The sequence below is a fragment of the Paraburkholderia sp. BL21I4N1 genome, from assembly GCF_002973525.1.
Taxonomy (GTDB): domain Bacteria; phylum Pseudomonadota; class Gammaproteobacteria; order Burkholderiales; family Burkholderiaceae; genus Paraburkholderia.
Genome location: NZ_PVEN01000006.1, coordinates 268,147 through 293,614, shown reverse-complemented (window position 1 = coordinate 293,614; position 25,468 = coordinate 268,147). Strand labels below are relative to the sequence as shown.

Sequence of the window (25,468 nt, the reverse complement as noted above, 5' to 3'; positions counted from 1 at the left end):
TTCTTTCTTTTGCGGGTTCAATTCGTGACGGATTGCGCGGGCGGCGTGAGGTAGTTGGCGCGGATCTTCATGACGTTGATGTGGAGCACGTCGACGAGGTAATGCTGCATGCCGCCGTATTGCTGGTCGATGACTTGCATGGATGCGCCGATGTAGTCGGGGTCGACCGTGAGTAGCGGGGCGACGACGTCGGGGGCGATGCCGAGTTTTTGCAGTTGCTGGGTGGCTTGGGTGTTGCTTGCTGCGTTGTAGCGGTTTGATTCGAGGTAATTGGCGATGGTGGTTGGGCGGTCCACGCCGAGTGCCGATAGCAGAAGGACTGTGGCGAAGCCGGTGCGGTCTTTGCCTGCCGTGCAGTGGTAGAGGATGGTTTTGTTGTCTTCCGCCAGTTTCAGGAAGTGGGCGAATTGGGGTTGGTAGTTGCTTGGGAATTGGCGGTAGAGGTTGAGCATGAAGTCGTGCATTTGCTCAGGGGTGGAGCGCTTGAGTAGCGGGATGATGGCGGAGGGGGCCAGGTTGCCGGCCAGGACTGGGTCGGATTGCCAGGGGAATTGTTCTGCGAAGGCTTTTTCGGTGGGTTGCTTTTCGCTTGTGGCGCGGAAGTCCAGGATTACGTCCAGGTGCATTGATTTTAGGGTTTTTATGTCATGGGCGGAGGCTTTGGAAGGGTTGCCGCTGCGGTAGAGGCGGTGAGGGGTTATTTGACTGCCGTCGGTTGTTTGTATTCCACCTAGGTCTCTTGTGTTCTGGATTTTTTCTAACTGAATGTATTGGTCGGTTGGGTGCGCGTTTGCGCTGATTGATAGTGTTAGTAGTAGCGTTGAGAGAGGTTTTGTGGGGTGCATTTTTTTGTCTTGGTGAGAGAGGTTTTGGTGCGTGCTGGCGCTTCTTTTCTGTGTTCTTTGGGGGTTGGCCTTTCCTTGCATTCTTAGTGGTCTATTAGCGTTGCCCCTGTGCGGGGCGGCACCTACTTCTCTTTGCCGCGGCAAAGAGAAGTAGGCAAGAGAAAGCCGCTCACACCGCTAACCATGAAGTGGGTCTCTCGCACAGCTACGGTAGTGGTGCATCTGGAATCCGTGCTCTCGCGCACTCCCCGTTTGTGACACAGCAGTCATTCTTCCGGCGGCGCTGCGCGCGCCCTCGCGGTCGGTCGACGATCCGGTTCGGCCACGTAAAAATGAGCCGATGGTTGAAAGCAGGCCGTTCCGCCGCGCGCAGCGCGAGGCGGGATGAATGACTGCTGTGTCACAAACGGGGAGTGTGCGAGGACACGGATTCCAGATGCACCACTACCGTGACTGCGCGAGAGACCCACTTAAGAATTAGCGGTGTGAGCGGCTTTCTCTTGCCTACTTCTCTTTGCCGCGGCAAAGAGAAGTAGGTGCCGCCCCGCACAGGGGCAACGCTAATAGACCACTAAGAATGCAAGGAAAGGCCAACCCCCAAAGAACCCAGAAAAAGAAGCGCCAAGCAGGCAATAGACCACCGTCACCCGCCCCGCGATCTAGCCAGCGTAAGCGCCGTATCTTCAATCATATCCTCCTGCCCCCCCACCAGCCTCTGCCTCCCAAGCTCAACAAGAATATCCCTCGCGGAAACCCGATACTTAACCTCCGCCCGCTTGGCAAAAAGCAAAAACGACGAATACACGCCAGCATACCCAAGCGTCAAAGCATCCCGATCAAGCCGAATAGGCGCATCCATAATAGGCACAACAAGATCCTCGGCCACATCGGAGATCCGAAACACATCCACGCCGGTATGAATCTCCATCCGCTCGCAAACCGCGACCAATACCTCCATGGGCGTATTCCCAGCCCCAGCCCCAAGCCCCGCCGCAGCGGCATCGATCCGATTGGCGCCGGCAGCCACGGCAGCAAGGGAATTCGCCACCCCCATCGCGAGATTGTGATGCCCATGAAACCCAAGCTCAGTCTCGGGCCGCAACGCCTCCCGCACCCGGCTAATCCGCGCCGTCACATCGTCGGGCAACATATGCCCCGCGGAGTCAGTGATATAGATGCAGTTCGCCCCATACGACTCCATCAGCTTCGCCTGCTTGACAAGCTCTTCAGCCGGCGACATATGCGCCATCATCAAAAACCCAACCGTATCCATTTCAAGCTTGCGCGCCAGCCCGATATGCTGCTCGGACACATCCGCCTCGGTACAGTGCGTCGCCACCCGAATCGTATGCACGCCAAGCTCGTGCGCCATCCGCAAATGCTCGACCGTGCCAATGCCCGGTATCAACAACGCCGAAACCTTCGCCTGCTTCAATTCGGCAATCACGGCGCTCAGATAAGCTTCATCCGTATGCGCCGGAAAACCATAGTTCACCGACGCACCACCCAACCCATCGCCGTGTGTGACTTCAATCAACGGCACGCCAGCCGCATCCAGCCCGCGCGCAATGCCGCGCATCTGGTCCAGCGAAATCTGATGACGCTTCGGATGCATGCCGTCGCGCAACGTCATGTCGTGGAGAGTAATTCGCGTTCCTGCTAATGACATGGTCGCTCCTTAAGCAGTAGTGGATGCGGCGAGCATCTGTTGGGCGAAGACTTCCGCCGTGCGCGCGGCAGCCGCGGTCATGATGTCGAGATTGCCAGCGTATTTCGGCAAATAGTCGCCGAGGCCCTCTACTTCCATGAACACGGAAACGCGGCGGCCGTCGAATACGGGGCCGTTTTTCAGCGTGTAGCCGGGCACGTACTGGCGTACTTCGTCGACCATCGCATGCACGGACGCGGTGATGGCGTCGACGTCGGGATCGCTCTCGGTCAAACAGTGGATCGTGTCGCGCATGATCAGCGGCGGCTCGGCCGGGTTGATGACGATGATCGCCTTGCCCACCGCCGCGCCGCCAATCTGCTCGATCGCCAGCGACGTGGTGCGGGTGAATTCGTCGATGTTCTTGCGCGTGCCGGGACCGACCGAACGCGATGACACGGTCGCGACGATCTCGCCGTACACCACGCGCTGCACACGCGACACGGCATGCACCATCGGAATGGTCGCCTGGCCGCCGCACGTCACCATGTTGACGTTCATCACCTGCTGATCGTTCTGCGCTGCGAGGTTCACCGGCGGCACGCAGAACGGACCGATCGCGGCGGGCGTCAGGTCGATCACGCGCACGCCGCGCGAGGTCAGCTTGTCGGAGTGCTCGCGGTGCACATAGGCCGAGGTAGCGTCGAAAGCAATGCGGATGTCGTCGGCGGCGAGATGCGGCAGCAGGCCGTCTATGCCGTCGGCCGTGGTCTTCAGACCCAGCTCGCGGGCGCGCGCGAGGCCTTCGGAGGCCGCGTCGACGCCGACCATCCAGACCGGTTCGAGCACCGTGCTGCGGCGCAGTTTGTACAGCAGATCGGTGCCGATGTTGCCGGGCCCGATCAACGCGCATTTGATCTTGCTCATTCAATGCATCCTTTAGTGAAAGACGGTCAAGCAATCAGACGAAGCGCACCGAACAACCGCCAATGCCTTCGATATGCATCTCCAGCACGTCGCCGCCGGTGACGGGAATCAATGCGGCGAGCGAGCCCGACAGCACGACTTCGCCGGCGAGCAGCGGCACGCCGAGTTCGCCGAGCGTATTGGCGAGCCACGCGACGGCATCGGCGGGATGGCCGAGCGCGGCGGCGCCGATGCCTTCGGCGACACGCGTGCCGTTTCGGTCGAGCGTCATGCGGCAGGCGGCGAGATCGAGCGCGTCGGGCGACACGCGTTCGTGGCCGAGCACGTAGACGCCGCACGACGCGTTGTCGGCGACCGTGTCGCCAATCCGGATCGCCCAGTCGCGAATCCGCGAATCGACGATTTCGAAACACGCGCCCACTGTGTCGGTGGCGGCGAGCACGGCTTCGCGTGTCACGCCGGGACCGCGCAGATCGTGTTTCAGATAGAAGGCGATTTCACCTTCGGCGCGCGGCGCGATCAGTGTGTCGATCGGAATCGCCTCGCCGGCGACGTAGTGCATGCCCGACAGCAACATGCCGAAGTCCGGCTGGTGAACGCCGAGCATGTTCTGCACGGCGGCGCTCGTCAGGCCGATTTTCTTGCCGACGACGGTTTCACCCGCATCGATCCGCCGCGCGATGAAATGCTGTTGCACCCGGTAAGCGTCGGCGAGCGGCAAGCCGTCGTCGCGTGCGGAAAACGGTGCGATCGGCGCGCGGTCGAGCCAGGCGCGATAAAGCGTGTCGCCGAGTTCGGCGTGTAGGGTCGATGTCATCGCAGGGTTGAATGGCTGGGTTAGCGCCGGACCGTTGGCGTCCTACAGGAACTGAATCGCGACGGCCCGGCGCTCGTGCGCCCGAAAGCGCGGGCGGGTTTAGTTGCCCGCGCCGCGAATCGCGTCGGGCGAGAAGTACGCTTCGGTCAGTTGCGAGCCGCGCGTGAGCACCGGCATCGGTTCCTGATTCGACAAACGGTCGGCGTAATAGGCGCCCGAAATCAGGTCGTGGTAGAACACGGCGGTCGAATAGAACGATTTGGCGTCGAACGCGTACAGCGTCGGCGCGAGGTTGGTGCGCCACAGCGTGCCGCGTGCGTCATAGTTGTCGGCGGCGACGGCATTCCATGTGTCCTCGTCGAGATACAGCACACGTTTCGCGTATTGATGGCGATAGCCGGATTTCAGCGTCGCCTGCAACACCCACACGCGATGCAGTTCGAAGCGCATGTATTGCGTGTTTTCGTGACCCTTGGTCAGGAGATCGGTGTACTTGATCGACGGGTCCATCAGCTTGTAGTTGTCGTACGGCACGTAGACCTCGCGCTTGCCGACGATCTTCCAGTCGTAACGTTCGCCCGAGCCGTTGAACAGCCGGTCGTCGTCGACGGTGCGGAAACCGCCGGGGCCTTCGGGCTGGTCGAAACCGAATTCGGGTGCCTGGCGCACGCGCCGCGTGCCGGGGTTATACGACCAGGTACGGCGCGTGTCGGAGCCTTCCTGGTCCCACATTTCGTAGCCGGTGATAATCGTGCCGCGGTCGGACAGCGGCAACATGGTGGTCTGACGGAAGAAGCTCTTCGCGTTCAGTGCATTCTTCGGATCGAAATGATCCGCGCTGCGCGGCCCATAGATCGCGTATTGCACCTTGCCCCATGCAATATTGCCGTCCGGATAGACGACCGCCTGATCGTAGGTCGCGGTTTCACCCTCGATCGCCGACGCGAAGCGCAGATTCCACATTGCTTCCACACCGCTCTTTGGCACTGGGAACGGCGTGACCGGCGGGAAATCCTTCAGGCCGTTCTGGTCCTTCGTCATCGTCGTGTTCGGCGCGTACTGGCGAATGTCCTTGTACACGGCGTCGCCGTAGCTGAAATCGCGGTGGCTCGGATAGACCGGAATCTTGAACGTATCGGGATATTTCTTCAGCAGCGCTTTTTCGCCGTCGGTCAGACGCGCTTCGTATTGCTGCATGTTTTGCGCGGTAATCACGAACAGCGGCTTCTCGCTCGCATACGGATCGGGGAAGCGTTGCCCCGCTTTATAGTCGACGCCCGGCGGCGTGCCGAACCATTTGCCGCTCCACGCGGGGATCGTGCCGTCGGCATTGCCCGCGCGCTCGGCGCCCATCGGCGTGAGCGGGCCTTCGAGTTTGGCGAGATCTTCCGGGCTGGTTTTTGCGAACGACGGGGCGCCGAGTGTGGCGGCGAGCGCGGTGCCCGCGGCGAACACGCAGACACGCAGGGCGGGATTGCAAATTCGACTCATGACCAAATCCTCTTGCAGTAAAAAGACGGCTGATTCAAAGGGTGATGCGTGTTCCGACGCGTCGACGTTTTCGCCGTGGCGAGTCATGCCGTCGCACGACTTCGGAACGGTCAGAATGAGTACTTCGCGGTGGCGAGCACGTAGTCGCGATCGGCCAGCGGACGGTTGACCGGGTCCGGCGTGCCGAGGAACTTCGCGTAGACCAGCGCGAGCTGCAGGTTGCTCAGTCGCGTGAAGGTCACGCCGACCGTCACACGGTGGTCGCCCACGCCTGTCATCGAACCGAGCGCGCCAGCCAGCGACGACTTGCCGGTGAAGTCGTCGGAGTAGGTGAGCGGCACGTCGACGTCCCAGCCGTTGAAGACGTTTTTGTAGCTAAGCGTCCAGGCCACTTCGAACGCGGCGGCATTGCGCGTGTTGGCGAGCGTGGTCGATCCGAGTAGCGGCGTGATGTTGCCGGCGTGGACATACGAGACTTCTCCCACCAGCGTCTGCGAGGCGGCGAGGAAGGTCGGGCCGATCGAATAGATCGCGGACAGGTTCGATTGCCAGACGTCGCCGCGCGTGGACTGCGCGCCGAGCGGCGTGTTGACGAGCACGGCCGCGCCCTGGCGGTACGAGGTTTCGCCTGCAACGTTCACGCCGTTCAGATCGGTCGAGAAGCTCAGGCCGGTGAGCTTGATGTTGTCGAAGAACTTCTCCTGATACGACAACGTGGGGAAGTACGTCGTCACGACACTGGGATTCATGTCGTTGTAGTGCAGGTAGTAAGCGCCGATTTCGGTGTCGCCGAGTACTCGCCAGCGCGCGCCGAGACCCCATTGGCCGCTGTTGCCGGGGCGGCTGTCGGGCGCACGCGGAATCTGCACGCCGCCGGGTCCGATGATGTATTCGGCTCCCGGGCCGACCACGTCGGAGTAGCTCATGTAACTGCCCGGCGCGCTCAGTTGATTCGGTTCGAACGCGAACTGGTAGTAGCCGAGCAGGCTGAAGTTCGGCGCGATCTGCCATTGCGTCGAGATTTGCGGCACCGGCAACAGAATGTCTTTGACTTCCGCGCCCGCCACGAACGATTTGGTCGCGTCGGCGGGGCCTTGCGCGCCCGCGATGTTCGGGAAGAACACGCTCTCGCCCCACGCCACGACCTGATCGCCGACCTTCACATTGAGGCTCGTGCCGCCCAGTTTGAAGGTGTTGTAGACATATGCCGCGAGTAGTTGCGTGCGGCCGCCGGCCCAGTAATTCGCCTGTTCGGTGAAGTTGTTGTAGACGCCGCCGTGATTCACGGTGCCGGGCGCGTTGTTGTAATTCGAGTGTTGATAGGCCTGATCGTAGAACGTGTCGGCACGTACGAAGACACCCCAGTCGTCGTGCTTCAAATTCACTTCGCCGAGCACGCTCACCTGGTTTTCGATCAGCTTGTTTTTGGCGAAATTACGGTCGCCGTCGTCGCCGTTGATGTTCGCGGGCGTCAGCAGGTTGCCGCTCGGCGCGCGCGTGCGCATGCCCAGACCGTAACCGAGCGTGAAGGTGTAATCGAGCGTGGTATCGGCGCCAAGATTCACCGTGTCGCCCGCGTAAGCGGGCGCGACGGTCAGCGTCGCCGCTGCCAGCATGGCGAGCTTGCATGCCGCGCACACCGCGCGCAGTGCCGGTGCGCGCTCCTGTGTTCCGTTGATCTGCATCCTGTCTCCTCTGTGGTCACGTCTGAAATTTGTTGTGATCAGAGGTTAGGGGCCACGTGCAGGGCGGGAATCGTCAAAACGGACTAGTCGCTTGTCCTGGGGGACGCGCGCTGCGTGCGCGCGTGCGTTACGTTGTCGAACGACGAAGCTGGCCGCTCGCGGCGAGAAACGCCGGGACTTCGCCGCCGCCTTCGAGAATCAGGTTGCTGCCCGATGCGTAGGCCGCGTGTGGCGACGCGAGGAACAGGCAGGCGGACGCGATGTCGGCGGGCTGCGCGAGACGGCCGGCGGGAATCGTTGCCGTGATGCCGGCGAGCGCGCCGTGCGGGTCCGTTGCGGACGAACCGGTGTGGCCGCTGGTGGCCGCTTCGGTTTCCACCAGACTCGGGCTCACCGCGCAGACGCGCACTTTCGGGGCCCATTCCACGGCGAGCGAGCGTACCGCATTGAGCAGGCCCGCCTTGGCCGCGCCGTAAGCCGCCGTGCCGGGCGACGCCCGCAGCCCGCTCACGCTGCCGATAAACAGCAGAACGCCGCCTTCGCTTTGCCGCTGCATGCGTGCATTGGCGCGTTGCGCGAGTTGCAGCGGCGCGAGCAGGTTCAGGCGGATCACCGCCTCGGTGAAGCGCGGCGAGGCGTCGGCGGCGAGCGCGAACGGCGCGCCGCCCGCATTGTTGATCACCACGTCGAGGCGGCCGGTTTCATGTTCGATCCGCGCGAGCAGCGCGTCGATCGCGTCGATGTCGCGTACGTCGGCGGCGATGAAGCGCGGGTGTTGTGTGTGGGGATCGGTACGTCCGCACACATACACCGTCGCGCCTGCCTCGACGAACGCCTGGGCGATGCCCGCGCCGATCCCCTTGGTGCCGCCCGTCACCAGCACCACCTTGCCGCTGAAGTCGAATCCCGTCATTGCCGCTGTCTCCATTCGTTCGTGTGGCCCGATGGTAGGAGAAATGCGGCGGCGCCTCGTAGTCTGAAAAGACGATGCCGACGCGCGTTCGCGCGCCGATGATGGTTGCGCTGGTGATGTTCCCACCATCGGCCGCGCCGGAGAGCGCGGCGCGAGACCGCAACCGTGTTGCATGGACCGCAGCAAGCGCAGGAGCGCCGAGCCCGGTCGAAGGAGACAAGCGCGCATGACCGCAACGCCCACCGGCTTCCAGGAAGCCACGCCGACAACTCGTCCGTCCCCGGCAGCGCCCGTCGGGATTTTTACCGAGGTGCCCGGCGGCCTCACGCTCCATCACTTCGAAGCCGGCAGCGGCGCGCCCGTCGTGTTCATTCACGGCAGCGGGCCCGGCGCGAGCGGCTTCAGCAATTTCAAACACAACTATCCGCGTTTCGCCGCCGCCGGTCACCGGGCGATCGTGGTCGATCTGCCGGGTTACGGTGCGTCGTCGAAGCCTTCGGATGCGCTCTATACGCTCGACTTTTTCGTCGAAGCGTTGCGCGCGCAACTAAGCGCCAACGGCATCGGCCGCGCCACGTTGCTCGGCAATTCGCTGGGCGGCGCGATCGCGCTGCAATACGCGCTCGACTATCCCGACGATGTCGACAGTCTGATCATGATGGCGCCGGGCGGCGTCGAAGAGCGCGAAACGTACTTCAAAATGGACGGCATCCAGAAGATGGTGTCGCTCTTCACGAACCGGCAGATGAACCGGTTGACCATGCGTCAACTGCTGGAAATGCTGGTGTACGACCGCAGCCTCGTGACCGACGCGCTGGTCGACGAACGTCTGCGCGTGTGCGAGCAGCAGCCACCGGAAGTGCTGTCGACCATGCGCGTGCCGAATCTCACCGGACGTCTCGCCGAACTGCAATGCCCCGTGCTCGGTTTCTGGGGCAGCGACGATCGCTTCAATCCGGCCAGCGGCGCGATGCGTTTTCTCGAGCACTGCGCCGACGCACGCTTCGTGCTGATGAATCGTTGCGGCCACTGGGTGATGGTCGAGCATCGCGAGTATTTCAATCGCGAATGCCTGGAATTTCTCGCGGACAGGCGAGCCGCCTAAGGCATCCTGCAGGCTGCGGCGCCGTCCGGTTCGACGCGGCCCGGCAATCCCACTACAACACGAAGGAGACGGTATGACATTTCCCCACCAACTATTCGACATGAGCGGCAAGGTGGCGGCGATCACCGGCGGCGCGCGCGGCATCGGTGCGCAAACGGCGCGCACGCTGGCGGCGGCCGGTTCGGCCATCGCGGTGCTCGACGTGCTGACGGAAGCCGGTGAGCAACTGGTCGCCGAGATCAACGAAGCGGGCGGCAAGGCGGCATTCTGGAAAATGGACGTCACGCAGGAAAACGACGTGCAGCGCGTGTTCGGAGAAATCGCCGCGCGTTTCGGCCGGCTCGACGCGCTGGTGAATAACGCGGGTATAGAAGGCGCGAATCTGCCGACGCACGAAATGACGCTGCAGCAATGGCAGAAAGTCATCGACGTGAACGTGACCGGCGTGTTCCTCTGCACCAAGTACGCGATTCCGCACCTGCTGGCTGCGGGCGGCGGCTCGATCGTGAATCTGTCGTCGATGTACGGGCTGGTCGGCGGACCCGACGTGCCCGCGTATCACGCGTCGAAAGGTGCGGTGCGTTTGATGGCGAAGACCGAAGCGATGCTGTACGCAGCGCAGAACATTCGCGCGAATTCCGTGCACCCCGGCTTTATCCGCACGCCGCTGCTCGAAGAAGCCTTCGCCAAACTCGGCGACCCGGAGCAGATTTTCGCGCATATGAAAACGCTCGTGCCACTCGCGAAGATCGGCGATCCGCAGGATATCGCGGCGGGCATCCTGTATCTGGTGTCGCCGGCCGGCCGCTACGTGACGGGCACGGAGCTGGTGATCGACGGCGGCTACACCGCGCGCTAAGGAGCCAGGATGAACACCAGCGAAACCATGAAGGCGCGTCTGCTCGACTATATCGACGCCTTCAACGCGGCCGACGCCGCGCGCGTCGCGGCGCTGTTCGCCGATAACGCAAGCATCGAAGATCCGGTCGGTACGCCGCTCAAGGCAGGTCGCGCCGAGGTCGACGCGTTCTACGCGTATGCGACCTCGGTGGGCGCGCGACTCGAACTGATGGCGCCGCCGCGCGGCTCGCATGGTCAAAGCGCGTCGATCAGCTTTCGCGTGCATATCACCGCGCAGGACGGACAAGCCGCTCATATCGACGTGACCGACGTGATGGATTTCGACGCCGCCGGCAAGATCGTGCGCATGCGCGCGTATTGGGGCGCCGACGATTACCACCTGACGGAGCGCGCGGCTTGATGCGGGCGCGGGGGCTTATGCATTCACGTCCGCGTTCACACTCTCTTTCGTATTCACGCCATGGCACTGTATGAGTTCAACGGCAAGCGGCCGCGCGTCGACCCCTCCGCGTACGTGCATCCGGGCGCGGTGCTGATCGGCGACGTGACGATCGGCCCGTGCTGCTACATCGCGCCGTTCGCGAGCCTGCGCGGCGATTTCGGCGCGGTGGTGGTGGAGCGCGGCAGCAATGTGCAGGACGGGTGTGTGCTGCACACCGGCATGAATAACCACTGCTGGCTCGGCGTCGACAGCCATGTGGGTCACGGTGCGATCGTTCACGGCGCGACGCTCGAGCCGAATACGATGATCGGTATGCACGCGGTGGTGATGGACGGAGTGGTGATTGGCGAGGCCAGCATCGTGGCGGCTTGCGCGTTCGTCAAGAAGGACTGGCGGGTGCCGCCGCGCGTGCTGGTGGCGGGTGTACCGGGGCGCGTGGCGCGCCTGCTGAACGACGAAGAGATTCGCGCGAAGTCGTCGGGAACGCGGGTGTATCAACAACTCGCAGCGGACTGTTTGCGCACGCTGCGCGAAGTGGGTTGACGGTGCGCGATTCTGTTTTGCGCGCTTGTCGCGCGGAATTCGTCGCGGCCGACCCGCCAATCGGGCCGGCCGCGACGCTGACTGCTTTAGCTTAACTACTTCATTGCTGCACGGCGGGTCTCAACTCAACGCCTTATACCGGCCCCTACGACACATAGCCCTGCGCGACATTGATCAACTGCACGCGGTTACGCACGTTGAACAACTGCCGCAAGCGACGCAGATGGTAGTCGACGTTATGCGGCGACAGTCCAAGGAAGTAGGCGATCTCCTTGTCCCGCTGCCCCTGCACGACCGCCCGCAACACCGCATGCTGCAACTCGCTCAGCGTTACGCGCCGCTGCTGCTCGGGCGCGAGGCCGATCACGCTCTTCGCGTGCGTCCAGATGAACTCGTGGATCGTGTGCGCGAACATCAGCGTTTCCGCCACGATCGACTCCGTCATCCAGCGCGGGTTGCCGATCTCCGCGTTGAAGCACAGGCTGGCGGACAGCTCCGGTTCGGGTAGCGGCATCTGCGTGAGAATCCCGCTTTTGCGGCCGGTTGCCTCCAGCATGTCGATCAGGCCGCCGAGCCGCTCGCTGCGCATTTGCGCACGCGGCAGGTCGGCGCGCATGTCGGCCGTGTTCCAGATGAATGGCAAACCGGTCGGCGACGCCGACGCCACGCGCGGATCGAGCTCGAAATAACGCTCGCGAAAATAGCGCGTGAGCCAGGTTTGCGACTCGTAACTGGTCAGCACGAACATCGTCTTGTGATGCGCCGACGTGCGCGTGGCCGTATAGCTGAACGAGTCGAAGCCGAGTTGCTTGATGCGCTGCCGCACGAAGTCGATGCGGTCCTGCGCACTGCCAAAACGCACCAGCGGACTAATGACCGGCGCCGCTCGCCGTGCGGCGGGCGAGGGCGTGCCGATCTCTTCTTCAGTAAAGAGCGTGAGAAAACCGGTGGGCGCCGCGCCTGCCGCGGTACGGCTTGACGCCCTGGGTGCTTCGGCCGCGTGGGCCGACTTTCCGGGTTGCCGCGTGCCGGCCGGGTAAGCCGGTTGAGCGGACACCGCGGAGTGGTATGCCGCCGGCGTATGCCCGGTTTCGCCAGACGGCGAACCGGTCAGCCAATGCGGCAGCGCATCGCATTCGTGTTCCATGAAACGGTAGCTCCAGCGTTCGAAACGCGTGAAAGACGACAACCTGAATGATTAGCTATTTCCAAAAATTACGGTAGCCGGTTCCTTGCTATCATTTTTGAGTTCTTGCTCCGATAGTTGACCGGCAACTCGGGTGTGGCTGGCTTCTTTCATTTGCATACGGCACCTCCTGGGAATAGACGTCATGGCACGAATTCCAAAGCTGACAACGACGCTCGCCTACGATCGCTACATGGCGGGACAGAATCTGGTGTCGAGCGTCGACCGCCCGTGGCGGCATCTGGTGTTGCGCTCGTATCTCGAACCGAACGAGCAGGAACTGCTGGAGGCGCCCGGCTTGCAGGACCTCACGCTGATGACGCTCGCGAGCGGCGCCGAGCATCTCGAACGTAATCTGAACGGACGCTGGGAGAGCGCGGATCTGCGGGTGGGCGACGTCTGGTTCGTGCCGCCCGTGCCGATCTCGTGGCGCTGGCGCTCGATCAGCGACGAGCCGCTGTCGACCGTTCACCTGCATATCGAGCGCAGCCTGATCGACAACGTCGCGGAGCAGATGGAGCTGAACGGCTCCCACGAACTGTCGCTCGGCGACGCGATGCGGTTTCAGGATCCGCTGGTGGCCGCGATGCTGGCCGCCCTCCATCGCGCCGCCGCCGATCCGGCCGACTCGCGCCTGTATGTCGACACGCTGCTTCACGCGCTAACCGCGCACCTGTTGCAGCACTATGCGCGCGGCCGCGGCGCCTCCACCGGTTTGCCCGTGCCACCCGAACGGCTGGTGCCGCGGCGGATTCGCCGCGTGACCGACTACATACGCGCGAATCTCGTCGGCGATCTGGCAATCAGCGAATTGGCCGTGCAGGCCGGGCTAAGCAGTTTTCATTTTGCGCGGGTGTTTCGCCGCGAGACCGGCGAGACGCCGCATCAGTTCGTGACGCGTTTACGGCTCGAGGAAGCGGCGAGACTGCTTCGCGCCACCGATCAGACTGTGCTGCAGATTGCTCTTGCGGTTGGTTTCGAGAACGCCAGTCATTTCTCCGTGCAGTTCAAGCGTGGCTACGGCGTGACGCCGCTCGCTTACCGGCTGCGCGGCTGATGGTACGGACTGCGCGGCGGCAGGGGTGACCAGCGGGTCGGCGTTCCGGTGGGCCGGCAGACAAAGTCTGGGTCGCCGCCGACGCTTAACTACACTAGTTGAAGGCGCCGGATATCAGCCGGTGTCGCCGCCGGGCGGCACGACGATTTTGCATTGCCGCACCGCGCTGTCGCCCATACGTACGGCGACGGGCCGTGGGTCGCTCACCGGGGTAAGCAAGCCGATGAATCATCCTGAGGGTAATCACGCACCTTGCGCAGTGTGCTGTGCATTGCGCGGCTTGCAAACTACGAACTTTCGTGGCCGAGGATGCTTGAAGCTGGCATGGGGCGGGCATCCTACGATTTAGGCCGCATAGCGCACAGGTCGCGTCAACTGGTCCAACTGGCCTGACCGGATGGCGGGCAACTGTATCTGTCGAAGCCTTGCATCGGACGACAGAATAGGCCGCCTACAGCATGACCCCTTGCCAGCGTCCGACCGACCATTTCATCAACCGTCTCACCGGATATCTAGCGATGACACGACTTCGAATCACCTCCTGCGGCCACGTCTTTACCGCCGAAACTCATCCTGACGCGCCGGCAACCGTCGCGGCTTTTCTGAAGCTCCTGCCGTACCGTCAGAAGATCATTCACGTGCGCTGGAGTGGCGAAGGCTGCTGGGTGCCGCTCGGCGATTTCAAACTCGAGAACGACGGCGCGGCGGTCGGCTTCGAGAATCACACGAGCCATCCGTCGGTCGGCGACATTCTGTTTTATCCGGGCGGCTATAGCGAGACCGAAATCATTCTCGCGTACGGCTCGTGCTGTTTCGCGAGCAAGATGGGGCAACTCGCCGGCAACCATTTCCTGACCATCGTCGAAGGTCAGGAGAAGCTGCGTGAGCTCGGCACCAAGGTGTTGTGGGAAGGCGCACAGGACGTGCTGTTCGAAAAAATCTGAAGGCGCTGGAAGCGCAACGCCCCGCCGTATGAAAAGGCGGGGCGCCGAAACGCGACTTGCTGAGCTTAGTGGAACAGCTTCATCGCTTGCGTGAGCGTGTTGAACACGCCCCATGCGAGGGGCAACGTCACATACAGCCAGAACACGACGAGCTTGGCCTTGTTGGTCGGATGCGCGGTTTGAATGGTCGACATGCGGGTCTCCTCAGGCGCCTTTGGCGAGTTGTGCGTCGGTCATGTGGTGCTTGTCGTCCACACGCTTGACCAGCAGATTGCAGACGAAGCCAATCACCAGCAGCACGGCCATGATGTGAACCGTCATCGTGTACGCATCCGCCTTGGCCACGCCGTGCGCCACTTCATACGCGCGGATGTAGTTCACCAGCACCGGACCGGCCACGCCGGCCGCCGCCCACGCCGTCAGCAGGCGGCCATGAATTCCGCCCACGAACGCCGTGCCGAACATGTCCGCAAGATACGCGGGCACCGTCGCGAAGCCGCCGCCGTACATCGTCAGAATCACGCAGTAGGCGAGCACGAACAGCGCGATCTGACCGGATGCGGCGAACGTCGGCACCAGGTAGTACAGCACCGCGCCGAGCGCGAAGAAGATGAAGTAGGTGTTCTTGCGACCGATCCAGTCCGACGCCGACGCCCACACAAATCGGCCGCTCATGTTGAACAGCGACAGCAGGCCCACGAAACCCGCCGCCGCCGACGCGGTGACCGTGTCCTTGAAGCTCTCCTGAATCATGACCGACGCCTGGCCGAGAATGCCGATGCCGGCCGTCACGTTCAGGAACAGCACCAGCCAGATCAGATAGAACTGCGGCGTCTTCAACGCCTGATCGATATGCACGTGATTGCGCGAAATCATCTTCTTCTGATTGGTCGCGGGCGGCGTCCAGCCGGCCGGTTTCCAGTCCGCCGGCGGCACGCGGATCGCGAGTGCGCCGATCGACATCGAGATGAAATACGCAATGCCGAGCACGACGAACGTCTCGGCCACGCCGATGCTGGTCGCGCTCTGGAAGTGCTTCATCAGCGCCACCGACAACGGTGCGGCAATCATCGCGCCGCCGCCGAAGCCCATGATCGCCATGCCGGTCGCCATGCCGCGACGATCCGGAAACCAGCGGATCAGCGTCGACACCGGCGACACGTAACCGAGCCCGAGCCCGATGCCACCGATCACCCCGTAGCCGAGATACAGCAGCGCGATCTGATGCAGATGTACGCCGAGCGCCGACACGAGGAAGCCGCCGCCGAAGCAGCACGCCGCGGTAAACATCGTGCGACGCGGGCCGACATGTTCGAGCCACTTACCGGCGAACGCCGCCGACAATCCGAGGAACACGATTGCCAGCGAAAAGATCCAGCCGAGCGAGGTCAGCGTCCAGTCGTCGGCCGTGGACTGCGTGATGCCGATTACTTTGGTGAGCGGTCCGTTGAACACGGAGAACGCGTACGCCTGACCGATACAGAGGTGCACGGCCAGCGCCGCGGGCGGAACCATCCACCGCGAAAAACCCGGTTTCGCGACGGTGGCCTGTTTGGAAAAGAAGGGGGCTGAGCCTGAATTCCCGCTCGGCTCGGTGATGCTACTCATGGTCGGTCTCCAGATACGAATTCTTTGTTATCGGCTTCCATACAGAATGCTTTAGGTCTCGCGGCGTAAAAATTACAGTGTTGTAGGGCGTCAATATATGTATTTGTATTTCATATGACGTGGGCAAATCCTGGAGCGGACCCGCTTCGTCGAACGATAGGTCGCTAAGTATGCGTTTGCAATATGAGATGCAAAAACATAAGGCATTAGCCTGGTGAAATACGACCGTAATCTGTCCCATTGCGGCGGCGCGCGGTAGAAACCCGCAGAACGCATTACCGGTCGCCCAAAAAAAACGGGCCGGCGGTGGCAATATCGCCACGCCGGCCCGGCTCGACAGTGAAGGAGAAAAGACTCAGGCGATGCCGCGTCCCGTCTTCATTCTGGCCGCGACCAACACCGAGATCAGGCAGCCGCCCGCGAGATAAGCGGCCACCGGATGCCACGAGCCACCCGCGAAGTTCACCAGCGCGACCGCGATGAACGGCGTGAAGCCGCCGCCCACGACGCTCGCCACCTGATAACCGACGCCCGCGCCGCTATAGCGGTACTCGGTGCCGAACAGTTCGGTGAACATTGGTTGCTGCACGCTGACCACCATGTCGTGCGCGACGTTCGCCAGCATCACGGCGAAGATCACGATCCAGACCGTCGCGCGTGCTTCGAGCGCGAGGAAGAACGGCACCGCGCTCAGCATGCCGATCAGCGCGCCGATCATATAGACGCGGCGACGGCCGAAGCGGTCCGCCAGCAGTGCGAAGCACGGAATCGTCACGCAGCTCAGCGCGCCGACCAGCAGGCCGATCGTGAGGAAGAATTCGCGCGGCATGTGCAGGTTCGCGGTCGAGTAGTTCAGCGCGAAGGCGGTCACGATATACATGGTGAACAGTTCGGCCAGACGCAGCGCGATGATCAGCAGGAACGCCTTGGGATGCCGCAGCAACGCCTCGACGATCGGCAGGCGTACGCTGCGTTCGCCATGCTGGCCGACTTTTTCGACGAACTCCTTCGACTCTTCCATGCTCGAGCGGATCCACAGTGCGATCAGCACCAGCACCACGCTGAACAGGAACGGCAGGCGCCAGCCCCAGTTCAGGAACGACGCGTTGTCCATCGAGCGGCTGATGATGGCGATCAGTCCGGTCGACAGCACGAGACCCACGCCATAGCCGACCTGCACGCCGCTGCTGTAGAAGGCCTTTTTCTTTTCCGGCGCGCTTTCCACCGCCATCAACGCCGCGCCGCCCCATTCGCCGCCCACCGCGAAGCCCTGGATCGCGCGCAAGGTCACGAGCAGCACCGGCGCCCACCAGCCGATCGTCGAGAATGCCGGCAGCAGGCCGATTGCCGCCGTGGACAGGCCCATCATCATCACGGTGAGCACCAGCATGCGTTTGCGTCCGAGGCGGTCGCCGTAATGACCGAACACGAAGCCGCCCAGCGGCCGGAACAGAAAGCCGACGCCGAAGGTGGCGAAGGCGGCGAGCGTGCCCATCGCCGGGCTAACCTTCGGAAAGAACTCGGCGTTGAAGACCAGCGCGGCGACGATGCCGTACAGCAGAAAGTCGTACCAGTCGACCACGGCGCCGATGAAGCTGCCGAGCGCGGCCTTGCGAGCCTGGCTGCGTGCCGTACGGTTGTCGGCCGGCGCGGCCGTCGGATGGGTAGTGCTCATGGCGGTGTCTCCTGGTAACTTTCGAGCTGCTGTGAGGTGGCCGGGCGGTGTGGCCGCGGTTGCCACATGGCAGGATTTCCCCGAAGGTTAATGATGCGTGGCAGATCTCACAATCGGCATCGAAGGCAAATTGCGCGATTATCGGACGCTTCTGCGCGCATAGCGCGCGTTTTCCGCGTTTACACCGAGCACGGACGGCGCGTCGAGCGTTTGAATGGCGGGGTGGACCACCGGCGACTCACCCGTGCTGCCGTGAAGATGTCATCTTGAAAACAACAATCACTGATATACTACATACGGAATATTGATAAATGCGGCGCCGCAGCATATGATTGAGAAATTCGTTCACTCAATCATTCGGAGTTGCAAATGGAATTTGTTCCTCTCGCGCTGCTGGCCGTTTCGGCCGTTGGTTTGGGCGCTGCCGCCACCGTTCTGCTGACCCGCTGGATTCCGCAGCCGGTCGCCCAACTCGCGGCGCAGCATGGCCGGTTCGTCGGTTTGGGTGAACAATACGGGAGCGCAGCAGCCGCACCGTATCGTGCGCGTGGTCAACAAGAGGCGATGAATGTCGTCAGAACTTCAAACTGAAGCAGTGGGTACACCGCTGACTTTGTCGTTGCAGCCAATCGGCGCCAGCGTGAGCTTGCGCGATCAGGCGTATGCCATGCTGCGCCAGGCGATCGCCGACGCGGACATCTATCAGAATCGCGAAGAAATCCGCCTCGACGAACGCGTGCTGAGCGAATCGCTCGGCGTGAGTCGCACGCCGGTGCGCGAAGCGATGACGTTGCTCGAACAGGAAGGTTTTCTGCGCATGGTGCCGCGCCGCGGTATTTACATCGTGCGCAAGAGCAAGCGTGAAATCGTCGAAATGATTCAGATGTGGGCCGCGCTCGAAAGCATGGCGGCGCGCCTCGCCACGCTGCACGCGAGCGACGAGGAAATCGCCCGTTTGCGGCACATGTTCGACCATTTCCGCGACGCCACGCCGGCCGAGCATATCGCCGAGTATTCGGACGCCAACATCGCGTTTCATCAGGCGATCGTCGAGTTGTCGAAGTCGCAGATCATCCTCGACACGATCAAGAACATCTTCATTCACGTGCGCGCGATCCGCCGCATGACCATCTCGCAGAGCGATCGCGCTTCACGTTCCATTGTCGATCATTTGCGCATTATCGAGGCGCTCGAGCAGCGCGATACCGAACTGGCCGAGCGTCTCACGCGTCAGCATTCGCTGGATCTGGCCGCGTTCGTCGAGGCGAATTGCGACTTTCTGGATTGATGCCTCAAGCGTTTGTCTGACCGGTTTCCATGGATTGAATCGAGCCCGCGTGTGCGAACACCGCGGGCTTTTTTATGGCCTTTTGTTGCCACGCAGCGGAGGCGCTACGGGAAAAGCCGCGCTTGACGGTCTTTAAAATATGGTATGTGATATATCAACTGGCGAACGGGCACGAAGAATCAACCGATGGACAAATAAGACGCAGCTTCCGCAACTATCTTGCATGGGACAAGGGTCGGCGCCGACGCACCGACTCTGGCCGAACGGAGACACGACATGAGCCAAGCACTCGACGGTGTGCGCATTCTCGACTTCACGCATGTGCAATCGGGCCCGACCTGCACGCAATTGCTCGCGTGGTTCGGCGCGGATGTGATCAAGGTGGAGCGGGCCGGCGCCGGCGACATCACGCGTGAGCAGTTGCGCGATATTCCGGACGTGGACAGCCTGTACTTCACGATGCTGAACCACAACAAGCGTTCGGTCACGATCGACACGAAGAACCCCGAAGGCAAGCAGGTGCTCGAAGCGCTGATCCAGAAATGCGATGTGCTGGTGGAGAACTTCGCGCCGGGAGCGCTGGATCGCATGGGCTTCACGTGGGAGCGGATTCAGGAATTGAATCCGCGCATGATCGTCGCCTCGGTGAAGGGCTTCGGCCCCGGTCCTTACGAGGACTGCAAGGTCTACGAGAACGTGGCGCAATGCGCGGGCGGCGCGGCGTCGACCACCGGTTTCGACGACGGCCCGCCGGTCGTCACGGGCGCGCAGATTGGCGACAGCGGCACGGGTTTGCATCTGGCGCTCGGCATCGTGACGGCGCTTTTTCAACGCACGCAAACCGGACGCGGCCAGCGCGTGCTCGCCGCGATGCAGGACGGCGTGCTCAATCTGTGCCGCGTCAAACTGCGCGACCAGCAGCGGCTCGAGCGTAACGGCCAGATGAAGGAGTATCCGCAGTATCCGAACGGCACGTTCGGCGAAGCGGTGCCGCGCGCGGGCAATGCGTCGGGTGGCGGACAGCCGGGCTGGATTCTGAAGTGCAAGGGCTGGGAGACGGACCCGAACGCGTATATCTACTTCATCACGCAGGCGCCGGTGTGGGCGAAAATCTGCAGCGTGATCGGCAAGGAGGAGTGGGCCACTCACCCCGACTATGCAACACCCGCCGCGCGTTTGCCGCATCTGAAGGACATCTTCGCGGAGATCGAGCGCTGGACCATGACCAAGACCAAGTTCGAGGCCATGCAGATCCTCAACAAGTACGACATTCCGTGCGGCCCGATCCTGTCGATGAAGGAAATCGCGGAAGAACCTTCGCTGCGCAAGACCGGCACGATCGTCGAAGTGGATCATCCGACTCGCGGCAAGTATCTGACGGTCGGCAATCCGATCAAACTGTCGGACAGCCCGACCGAAGTCAAACGCTCGCCGCTGCTCGGTGAACATACCGACGAGGTGATGGCGGAACTCGGCTATTCGCCCGAGCAGATCAGTGCATTGCGTACCGCCGGCGCGATCTAGGAGCGAACGATATGGATACATGGATGCGTTTCATGTCGAGCGACGGCGGCATTGTGTTCGGTCGCGTCGAAGGCGGCTACCTGCACGAATACGCCGGTCTCGATCACCCGGTGCCGACCGGCGCGGTGCTGTCGACGCGGGCGCTCACGCCGCTCGCGCCGTGCGCGCCCGGCAAGATCGTTGCGTTGTGGAACAACTATCACGCGCTGGCCGCGAAGCTCGATAAGCCCGTGCCCACGCATCCGCTGTTTCTGTTGAAGCCGGCGGGCTCGGTGATCGGTGCGGGCGAGCCGATTCGTCGGCCGCTCAGTTACGCCGGCAAGATCGTCTACGAAGGCGAACTGGGCATTGTGATCGGGCGGCGTTGCCGCGATGCGAGCATCGAGGAAGCCGACGCCGCGATCTTCGGCTATACGCTCGTCAACGACGTCACCGCCGCGGATCTGTTGAACGAGAACCCGCATTTTCCGCAATGGGCGCGCGCGAAAGGCTTCAATACGTTCTGCTGTATCGGCCCGGCGATCGTCTCGGGTTTCGACTGGCGGCAAGCGCGTCTCGTGACCTTGCTCGATGGTGTCGAACGGCAGAACTATCCGCTCGACGATATGGTGTTTTCGCCGGCGGAGCAGGTGAGTCTGCTGTCGCAGGATCTCACGCTCGAACCGGGCGACGTGATCGCGTGCGGTACGTCGGTGGGCGTCGGCTCGATCAAGGACGGCGCAACGGTATCGATCACGATCGAGGGCATCGGCACACTCAGCAATACCTTGACCGCCACGCAGGCGGCCATCGAGGTGGCAACGAAATCGGCCGCGACGATCGCAGCGTCCTGACGGGCGCAATAGAAGATCGCGGTTAATTGGCCGCGCGTGATGGCGTTGCAATACGGGGAGTACGCATGCCGCAAGGTACGATCGTCTCAACCTGTTCGATCGACGGCCAGGAAGAATTCGCCGTGGTGCCGCGCCTTCTTTTGCAGGCTCTGCTGCATTGCCGGAGCCTACTGTTTATACACACTCAGTTCCTTCACGCGCGTAATCTTCTCGATCAGATTCGCGCCTTCTTCCATCAGGAAGCGCTTGAACGCGACCGCAACCGGCGGCAGCCGCTTGTTCTTGCGATGCACGACGTACCAGTTGAGCATGACCGGAAAGCTCTCGACGTCGAGCACCACCAGATGGCCGAGTTGCAATTCGAGGCTGATGGTATGCGCGGACAGAAAGGCGATGCCCATGCCGGCAATCACCGCCTGCTTGATCGTCTCGGTGCTCTTGATCTCCATGGCGATCTTCAGATTGGCAAGACGTCCCGCGAAACCTTCTTCCATCGAATTCCACGTGTCGGAACCGCGCTCGCGCACGATAAACGCCTCGCTCGCCAACTGGCTCATCTTGATGTTGCGCTTGTGCGCGAGCGGATGCGTGGGCGCCGCCACTATCACGTAGGGATGCGGCGCGAACGGCTCGTTGGTGGCGTCGGTTTCGTGCGGCGGACGCACCATGACCGCGAGATCGGTTTGATTGGTGGCAAGCTGGTGCAGCAGTTCCGCACGGTTGTGAACCGCGAGATTCAACACGACGCCCGAGTAGCGGCGCGTGAATTCAGCGAGCACGCGCGGAAAAAAGTAGTCGCCGGCGCTGATCACCGCGACGTTCAGCTTGCCGCCAGAGACGCCCTTGAGCTGACTCATGGCCTCGTCGACTTCGTGAAACTGCTGGATGATCGCGCGGCTGTAGTGGAGCATTTCGGTGCCGGCCGGCGTCAGGTAGATCTTTTTGCCGAGCTGTTCGAACAGCGGCAGCCCCGCATGTTCCTCGAGTTGCCGCACCTGAGTGGAGACGGCGGGCTGCGTGAGATGCAATTCCTCCGCGGCGCGCGAGAAGCTCAGGTGGCGTGCCACCGTTTCGAAAACCTTCAATTGCCGCAGAGTCGCATTGCGCATCGTCATGGCCGATGTATAAGCAAACGTGAATCGACATAATAACAAACTTTAATTATTCGTAATTCAGCAATGACCCTAGCATGGGCTCGTATAAGAAGTGGAATTGCCATTGCGGTATTGGGAGAAGTACTCGGCGGGTAGTCGTTCTGATCGATGTAGTCGGGTTAACGCTTGGATCAAGGCATGAAACGGCAAGACAGGCACAAATGACCTGCCGTGCGGGCGATTAATTGATACGAATAAAGTACTTCCCGGAAAGCGATGTCATTCAGCGGTCCGGTGAAATAAAAAGCAGGCGGAATAAAGACGCAAATATTAAACATTCCCGAATAGCAAGGCTTTTCGGGTCATAACCATAAGGTGGGACGCATGCAGTGCGGCAGGTTGAAGCGCCGCACTGTATGAATGGCGGAGACAAGTCTCATGGACGATGTTACTCAGCAGGCCCCCACGCGCGCCTTCTGGACGAACCGCTGGTGGCAACTCGTCATCGGCATGGTGTGCATGGCGCTGGTGGCCAACCTGCAATACGCATGGACGCTGTTCGTCACGCCGATGAACTCGCGCCACCACTGGGGCGAAGCGTCCATTCAACTCGCCTTCACGATTTTCATTCTCACCGAAACCTGGCTCGTGCCGCTCGAAGGCTGGCTGGTCGACAAGTTCGGACCCCGGCCGGTCGTCGCGGGCGGCGCGGTGTGCGCAGGACTCGCGTGGGTGATGAATTCGTATGCGACCACCTTGCCGATGTTGTACGTGTCCGCGGTGATCGCGGGGATCGGTGCGGGCGGCGTGTATGGCACCTGCGTGGGCAATGCGTTGAAGTGGTTTCCCGATCGTCGCGGTCTCGCGGCGGGGCTCACGGCGGCGGGCTTCGGCGCGGGCGCGGCGGTGACGGTGATTCCGATCGCCAACATGATCACGCGCACGGGTTACGAGCATACGTTCTTTTTCTTCGGCATTCTGCAAGGCGGCTGCATTCTGGCGCTCGCGCTGCTGTTGAAGAAGCCGACCTTGCGTCAGCAGGTGGCGGCGCGCAAGAAGTTCGCGGTGTCGAAGGTCGACTACACGCCGGGCCAGATGATAAAGACGCCCGTGTTCTGGGTGATCTACGTGTCGTTCGTGGCCGTGGCGGCGGGCGGCTTGATGGCGACCGCGCAGATCGGCCCGATCGCAAAAGACTGGGGACTCGCGCGCATTCCGATGACGATGTTCGGCATGACCTTGCCGCTGCTCACCATGACGCTCTCCATCGACAACGTCTGCAACGGCTTCACGCGTCCGCTGTGCGGATTCATCTCCGACAAGATGGGCCGCGAGAATACGATGTTCGTGATCTTTATCGGCGAAGGCCTCGCGTTGCTCGGCTTGATGCAATACGGCAGCAACCCCTATGCGTTCATGACGTTCGCCGCGCTGATCTTCCTCTTCTGGGGCGAAATCTTCTCGATCTTTCCGGCCATCTGCGCCGACACGTTCGGCAGCAAATACGCGGCGGCCAATGCGGGCACCTTGTACACCGCGAAGGGCACGGCTTCGCTGATCGTGCCGATTGCTTCGGTGCTGGCCGCTACCGGCGGCTGGAATCTCGTCTTTATCGTCTCCTCGGTCGTGACAATCGCCGCCGGCGTCTCGGCGAAATTCATTCTCGCGCCGATGCGCTCGCGCTGGATCGAATCGCACAATCAGCCGCAAGGCGTGCTGGCGCCAGCGAGCGCCGGCAACGCTTCACGTCTGGGCCACTGGCCTGAGCAGACCGGGGAATAGCGTGAGTCGATCGCACCTGGCCGTGATGTCATGAACGTTTCGCTGCAACAGCTCAAGGTGTTTGTCGCCGTCGCGCGTGAACGGAGTTTTACGCGCGCGGCGCGTGAGTTCGATCTCACGCAGTCGGCGGTGAGCCGTTGTGTGCGCGAACTCGAAGACGCCGTCGAATTGAAACTGTTCGACCGGACCACGCGCCAGGTCGAGTTGACCAACGCGGGCGCGAGTCTCGAACGAAGAATCGGCCGTCTGCTCGACGAAATCGAATTGACGCTGCGCGAAGAACGCGCGGCGTTCGACGGCCACACCGGTGTGGTTGTGGTTGCAAGCAATCCGGTGTTGTCGTCGGCCTGGGTAGCGCAGGGATTGGCGGCTTGCGCGGCGGCATTTCCGGGGTTGATCGTGTCGGTCAGGGATCAGCCGCAGAGCAGCGTGCTCGCGAGTGTGGAGCAGGGCGAGGTGGACTTCGGCGTGGTGTCGTCGGCGGAACCGCTGGACAGCGATCTGTTGCACGCGCAAGCGATCTTCACGACGCCGCTGCACGCGGTGTTGCCGGCGACGCACGCGTTGGCCCGGCAAAGCGGCGTTGCATGGACACGACTGAACGAGTCGCCGATCGTCACGCTCAACGCCGATGCCGGCGTGCGCGCGGCGCTCGAACTCGCGTTGAGTGCGAATGGGATGAAACGGCGGCCGATGCAGGAGCTCGGACACGTCGCGGCGGTGTTGCGTATGGTCGAGCTCGGGCTTGGCGTCGGCGTTTTGCCCGTCGACGCGCGCTGGCCTGTGCCGGGTGCCGGATTGGTCAGTCGCCCGCTCGTGCCGGAGATGAACCTGACCACGTGGCTCGTGCATCGCCGCAATCGTTCGCTTCGGCCGAATGCGTCGGCGGCGTGGGCGCAGTTTGCCGTGGCTGCCGCGCCCGTGCATGAGGACGCGGCGATGACCTTGCACGCGACTAGCGCTTCGCCGTCGCGTGCGGCGGCCGCTGTGTCTTCTCACTCGTCCGCTGCGATGTCGTCGCCCGCGACCGGCGCACAGCCTGCCGCTTCTGCCGAATTCACGCGGTCAGCCGCGCTGCACGGCGGGGGCGCCGCACTACATGAGCCTTAATCCCGACCTCACGCTTTGCCCCAGCCGCCGGCCGCTCACCGGGCGACCCGCAGCCGGCCAGCCCACGCAACATGCCACGCAAGGAGCTTC

24 protein-coding genes are annotated in these 25,468 nt (G+C 62.3%); 12 read left to right on the top strand and 12 right to left on the bottom strand.

Features of this window, described 5'->3' with window-relative positions:
- Window positions 1-17 precede the first annotated feature (17 nt).
- The 7 genes from B0G83_RS18170 to B0G83_RS18140 form a co-directional block, all read right to left on the bottom strand.
- On the bottom strand, window positions 18-845 hold the full coding sequence (locus B0G83_RS18170) for a tyrosine-protein phosphatase (protein ID WP_181156943.1): 828 nt from the start codon (window positions 843-845) through the stop codon (window positions 18-20).
- A gap of 643 nt (window positions 846-1,488) precedes the next feature.
- Window positions 1,489-2,514, bottom strand: coding sequence for a 4-hydroxy-2-oxovalerate aldolase (gene dmpG, locus B0G83_RS18165; protein ID WP_105508758.1), 1,026 nt, complete (start codon window positions 2,512-2,514; stop codon window positions 1,489-1,491).
- A 9-nt stretch (window positions 2,515-2,523) separates the two neighbouring features.
- A complete protein-coding gene (locus tag B0G83_RS18160) occupies window positions 2,524-3,420 on the bottom strand; it encodes an acetaldehyde dehydrogenase (acetylating) (RefSeq protein ID WP_105508757.1) in 897 nt (298 codons plus the stop codon).
- A gap of 34 nt (window positions 3,421-3,454) precedes the next feature.
- On the bottom strand, window positions 3,455-4,237 hold the full coding sequence (gene dmpE, locus B0G83_RS18155) for a 2-oxopent-4-enoate hydratase (RefSeq protein WP_105508756.1): 783 nt from the start codon (window positions 4,235-4,237) through the stop codon (window positions 3,455-3,457).
- Between the two features lie 99 nt (window positions 4,238-4,336).
- The gene (locus tag B0G83_RS18150; RefSeq protein ID WP_105508755.1) at window positions 4,337-5,728 is read right to left on the bottom strand and encodes a DUF1329 domain-containing protein; all 1,392 of its coding nucleotides are present in this window, start codon (window positions 5,726-5,728) and stop codon (window positions 4,337-4,339) included.
- A gap of 110 nt (window positions 5,729-5,838) precedes the next feature.
- Window positions 5,839-7,413, bottom strand: coding sequence for a DUF1302 domain-containing protein (locus B0G83_RS18145; protein ID WP_105508754.1), 1,575 nt, complete (start codon window positions 7,411-7,413; stop codon window positions 5,839-5,841).
- 127 nt (window positions 7,414-7,540) lie between these two features.
- The gene (locus B0G83_RS18140; RefSeq protein ID WP_105508940.1) at window positions 7,541-8,326 is read right to left on the bottom strand and encodes an SDR family oxidoreductase; all 786 of its coding nucleotides are present in this window, start codon (window positions 8,324-8,326) and stop codon (window positions 7,541-7,543) included.
- Window positions 8,327-8,552: 226 nt separating this feature from the next.
- Here B0G83_RS18140 and B0G83_RS18135 point away from each other — a divergent pair, with 226 nt between their 5' ends.
- The 4 genes from B0G83_RS18135 to B0G83_RS18120 all read left to right on the top strand — a co-directional run bounded on the left by B0G83_RS18135 (window position 8,553) and on the right by B0G83_RS18120 (window position 11,277).
- The gene (locus B0G83_RS18135; protein ID WP_105508753.1) at window positions 8,553-9,431 is read left to right on the top strand and encodes an alpha/beta fold hydrolase; all 879 of its coding nucleotides are present in this window, start codon (window positions 8,553-8,555) and stop codon (window positions 9,429-9,431) included.
- Between the two features lie 73 nt (window positions 9,432-9,504).
- A complete protein-coding gene (locus B0G83_RS18130) occupies window positions 9,505-10,290 on the top strand; it encodes an SDR family NAD(P)-dependent oxidoreductase (protein WP_105508752.1) in 786 nt (261 codons plus the stop codon).
- 9 nt (window positions 10,291-10,299) lie between these two features.
- Window positions 10,300-10,692 (top strand): nuclear transport factor 2 family protein, encoded by a 393-nt coding sequence (locus tag B0G83_RS18125; RefSeq protein WP_105508751.1) that lies wholly within the window; start codon window positions 10,300-10,302, stop codon window positions 10,690-10,692.
- Between the two features lie 60 nt (window positions 10,693-10,752).
- Entirely contained in the window at window positions 10,753-11,277 is a 525-nt protein-coding gene (locus B0G83_RS18120; RefSeq protein WP_105508750.1) for a phenylacetic acid degradation protein PaaY, read from the top strand.
- A gap of 145 nt (window positions 11,278-11,422) precedes the next feature.
- Here B0G83_RS18120 and B0G83_RS18115 read toward each other — a convergent pair whose 3' ends face one another.
- Window positions 11,423-12,424: a LuxR family transcriptional regulator gene (locus B0G83_RS18115; protein WP_105508939.1), complete on the bottom strand. Its 1,002-nt coding sequence runs from the start codon at window positions 12,422-12,424 to the stop codon at window positions 11,423-11,425.
- A 184-nt stretch (window positions 12,425-12,608) separates the two neighbouring features.
- Here B0G83_RS18115 and B0G83_RS18110 point away from each other — a divergent pair, with 184 nt between their 5' ends.
- Both B0G83_RS18110 and B0G83_RS18105 read left to right on the top strand, forming a co-directional pair.
- Window positions 12,609-13,520, top strand: coding sequence for a helix-turn-helix domain-containing protein (locus tag B0G83_RS18110; RefSeq protein WP_105508749.1), 912 nt, complete (start codon window positions 12,609-12,611; stop codon window positions 13,518-13,520).
- A 518-nt stretch (window positions 13,521-14,038) separates the two neighbouring features.
- Window positions 14,039-14,464, top strand: coding sequence for a DUF3830 family protein (locus tag B0G83_RS18105; protein WP_105508748.1), 426 nt, complete (start codon window positions 14,039-14,041; stop codon window positions 14,462-14,464).
- 65 nt (window positions 14,465-14,529) lie between these two features.
- Here B0G83_RS18105 and B0G83_RS18100 read toward each other — a convergent pair whose 3' ends face one another.
- The 3 genes from B0G83_RS18100 to shiA all read right to left on the bottom strand — a co-directional run bounded on the left by B0G83_RS18100 (window position 14,530) and on the right by shiA (window position 17,747).
- Complete coding sequence (locus B0G83_RS18100) at window positions 14,530-14,658, bottom strand: oxalate:formate antiporter (RefSeq protein ID WP_105508747.1); 129 nt, start codon at window positions 14,656-14,658, stop codon at window positions 14,530-14,532.
- A gap of 10 nt (window positions 14,659-14,668) precedes the next feature.
- The gene (locus B0G83_RS18095; protein ID WP_105508746.1) at window positions 14,669-16,072 is read right to left on the bottom strand and encodes an OFA family MFS transporter; all 1,404 of its coding nucleotides are present in this window, start codon (window positions 16,070-16,072) and stop codon (window positions 14,669-14,671) included.
- Between the two features lie 355 nt (window positions 16,073-16,427).
- Entirely contained in the window at window positions 16,428-17,747 is a 1,320-nt protein-coding gene (shiA, locus tag B0G83_RS18090) for a shikimate transporter (RefSeq protein WP_105508745.1), read from the bottom strand.
- A 369-nt stretch (window positions 17,748-18,116) separates the two neighbouring features.
- Between shiA and B0G83_RS18085 the strand changes: the two genes are divergently transcribed.
- The 4 genes from B0G83_RS18085 (at window position 18,117) to B0G83_RS18070 (ending at window position 21,392) form a co-directional block, all read left to right on the top strand.
- Window positions 18,117-18,338, top strand: coding sequence for a hypothetical protein (locus tag B0G83_RS18085; protein ID WP_105508744.1), 222 nt, complete (start codon window positions 18,117-18,119; stop codon window positions 18,336-18,338).
- Window positions 18,316-19,035, top strand: a complete 720-nt coding sequence (locus tag B0G83_RS18080; protein ID WP_035555864.1) for a GntR family transcriptional regulator — start codon at window positions 18,316-18,318, stop codon at window positions 19,033-19,035. The genes B0G83_RS18085 and B0G83_RS18080 overlap by 23 nt, the downstream gene beginning before the upstream one ends.
- Window positions 19,036-19,311: 276 nt before the next feature.
- Window positions 19,312-20,559, top strand: a complete 1,248-nt coding sequence (frc, locus tag B0G83_RS18075) for a formyl-CoA transferase (protein WP_105508743.1) — start codon at window positions 19,312-19,314, stop codon at window positions 20,557-20,559.
- An 11-nt stretch (window positions 20,560-20,570) separates the two neighbouring features.
- The gene (locus B0G83_RS18070) at window positions 20,571-21,392 is read left to right on the top strand and encodes a fumarylacetoacetate hydrolase family protein (RefSeq protein WP_105508742.1); all 822 of its coding nucleotides are present in this window, start codon (window positions 20,571-20,573) and stop codon (window positions 21,390-21,392) included.
- A gap of 167 nt (window positions 21,393-21,559) precedes the next feature.
- On the opposite strand, the gene B0G83_RS18065 is transcribed toward B0G83_RS18070, so the two are convergent.
- On the bottom strand, window positions 21,560-22,507 hold the full coding sequence (locus tag B0G83_RS18065) for a LysR family transcriptional regulator (protein ID WP_105508741.1): 948 nt from the start codon (window positions 22,505-22,507) through the stop codon (window positions 21,560-21,562).
- A gap of 417 nt (window positions 22,508-22,924) precedes the next feature.
- Here B0G83_RS18065 and oxlT point away from each other — a divergent pair, with 417 nt between their 5' ends.
- Window positions 22,925-24,268, top strand: coding sequence for an oxalate/formate MFS antiporter (oxlT, locus tag B0G83_RS18060; RefSeq protein WP_105508740.1), 1,344 nt, complete (start codon window positions 22,925-22,927; stop codon window positions 24,266-24,268).
- 30 nt (window positions 24,269-24,298) lie between these two features.
- Entirely contained in the window at window positions 24,299-25,378 is a 1,080-nt protein-coding gene (locus tag B0G83_RS18055) for a LysR family transcriptional regulator (protein ID WP_105508739.1), read from the top strand.
- The last annotated feature ends 90 nt before the right edge of the window (window positions 25,379-25,468 follow it).

Bases quoted from the DNA above. Each gene is read 5' to 3' on its own strand.
- B0G83_RS18105 (WP_105508748.1), top strand. From the start codon at position 14,039: ATGACACGACTTCGAATCACCTCCTGCGGCCACGTCTTTACCGCCGAA.
- B0G83_RS18150 (WP_105508755.1), bottom strand. From the start codon at position 5,728: ATGAGTCGAATTTGCAATCCCGCCCTGCGTGTCTGCGTGTTCGCCGCG.
- B0G83_RS18055 (WP_105508739.1), top strand. From the start codon at position 24,299: ATGAACGTTTCGCTGCAACAGCTCAAGGTGTTTGTCGCCGTCGCGCGT.
- B0G83_RS18095 (WP_105508746.1), bottom strand. From the start codon at position 16,072: ATGAGTAGCATCACCGAGCCGAGCGGGAATTCAGGCTCAGCCCCCTTC.
- B0G83_RS18145 (WP_105508754.1), bottom strand. From the start codon at position 7,413: ATGCAGATCAACGGAACACAGGAGCGCGCACCGGCACTGCGCGCGGTG.
- B0G83_RS18125 (WP_105508751.1), top strand. From the start codon at position 10,300: ATGAACACCAGCGAAACCATGAAGGCGCGTCTGCTCGACTATATCGAC.
- B0G83_RS18160 (WP_105508757.1), bottom strand. From the start codon at position 3,420: ATGAGCAAGATCAAATGCGCGTTGATCGGGCCCGGCAACATCGGCACC.
- B0G83_RS18100 (WP_105508747.1), bottom strand. From the start codon at position 14,658: ATGTCGACCATTCAAACCGCGCATCCGACCAACAAGGCCAAGCTCGTC.
- dmpG (WP_105508758.1), bottom strand. From the start codon at position 2,514: ATGTCATTAGCAGGAACGCGAATTACTCTCCACGACATGACGTTGCGC.
- B0G83_RS18110 (WP_105508749.1), top strand. From the start codon at position 12,609: ATGGCACGAATTCCAAAGCTGACAACGACGCTCGCCTACGATCGCTAC.
- B0G83_RS18135 (WP_105508753.1), top strand. From the start codon at position 8,553: ATGACCGCAACGCCCACCGGCTTCCAGGAAGCCACGCCGACAACTCGT.
- B0G83_RS18170 (WP_181156943.1), bottom strand. From the start codon at position 845: ATGCACCCCACAAAACCTCTCTCAACGCTACTACTAACACTATCAATC.
- B0G83_RS18065 (WP_105508741.1), bottom strand. From the start codon at position 22,507: ATGACGATGCGCAATGCGACTCTGCGGCAATTGAAGGTTTTCGAAACG.
- dmpE (WP_105508756.1), bottom strand. From the start codon at position 4,237: ATGACATCGACCCTACACGCCGAACTCGGCGACACGCTTTATCGCGCC.
- B0G83_RS18070 (WP_105508742.1), top strand. From the start codon at position 20,571: ATGGATACATGGATGCGTTTCATGTCGAGCGACGGCGGCATTGTGTTC.
- oxlT (WP_105508740.1), top strand. From the start codon at position 22,925: ATGGACGATGTTACTCAGCAGGCCCCCACGCGCGCCTTCTGGACGAAC.
- B0G83_RS18080 (WP_035555864.1), top strand. From the start codon at position 18,316: ATGTCGTCAGAACTTCAAACTGAAGCAGTGGGTACACCGCTGACTTTG.
- B0G83_RS18085 (WP_105508744.1), top strand. From the start codon at position 18,117: ATGGAATTTGTTCCTCTCGCGCTGCTGGCCGTTTCGGCCGTTGGTTTG.
- B0G83_RS18120 (WP_105508750.1), top strand. From the start codon at position 10,753: ATGGCACTGTATGAGTTCAACGGCAAGCGGCCGCGCGTCGACCCCTCC.
- B0G83_RS18115 (WP_105508939.1), bottom strand. From the start codon at position 12,424: ATGGAACACGAATGCGATGCGCTGCCGCATTGGCTGACCGGTTCGCCG.
- B0G83_RS18140 (WP_105508940.1), bottom strand. From the start codon at position 8,326: ATGACGGGATTCGACTTCAGCGGCAAGGTGGTGCTGGTGACGGGCGGC.
- B0G83_RS18130 (WP_105508752.1), top strand. From the start codon at position 9,505: ATGACATTTCCCCACCAACTATTCGACATGAGCGGCAAGGTGGCGGCG.
- shiA (WP_105508745.1), bottom strand. From the start codon at position 17,747: ATGAGCACTACCCATCCGACGGCCGCGCCGGCCGACAACCGTACGGCA.
- frc (WP_105508743.1), top strand. From the start codon at position 19,312: ATGAGCCAAGCACTCGACGGTGTGCGCATTCTCGACTTCACGCATGTG.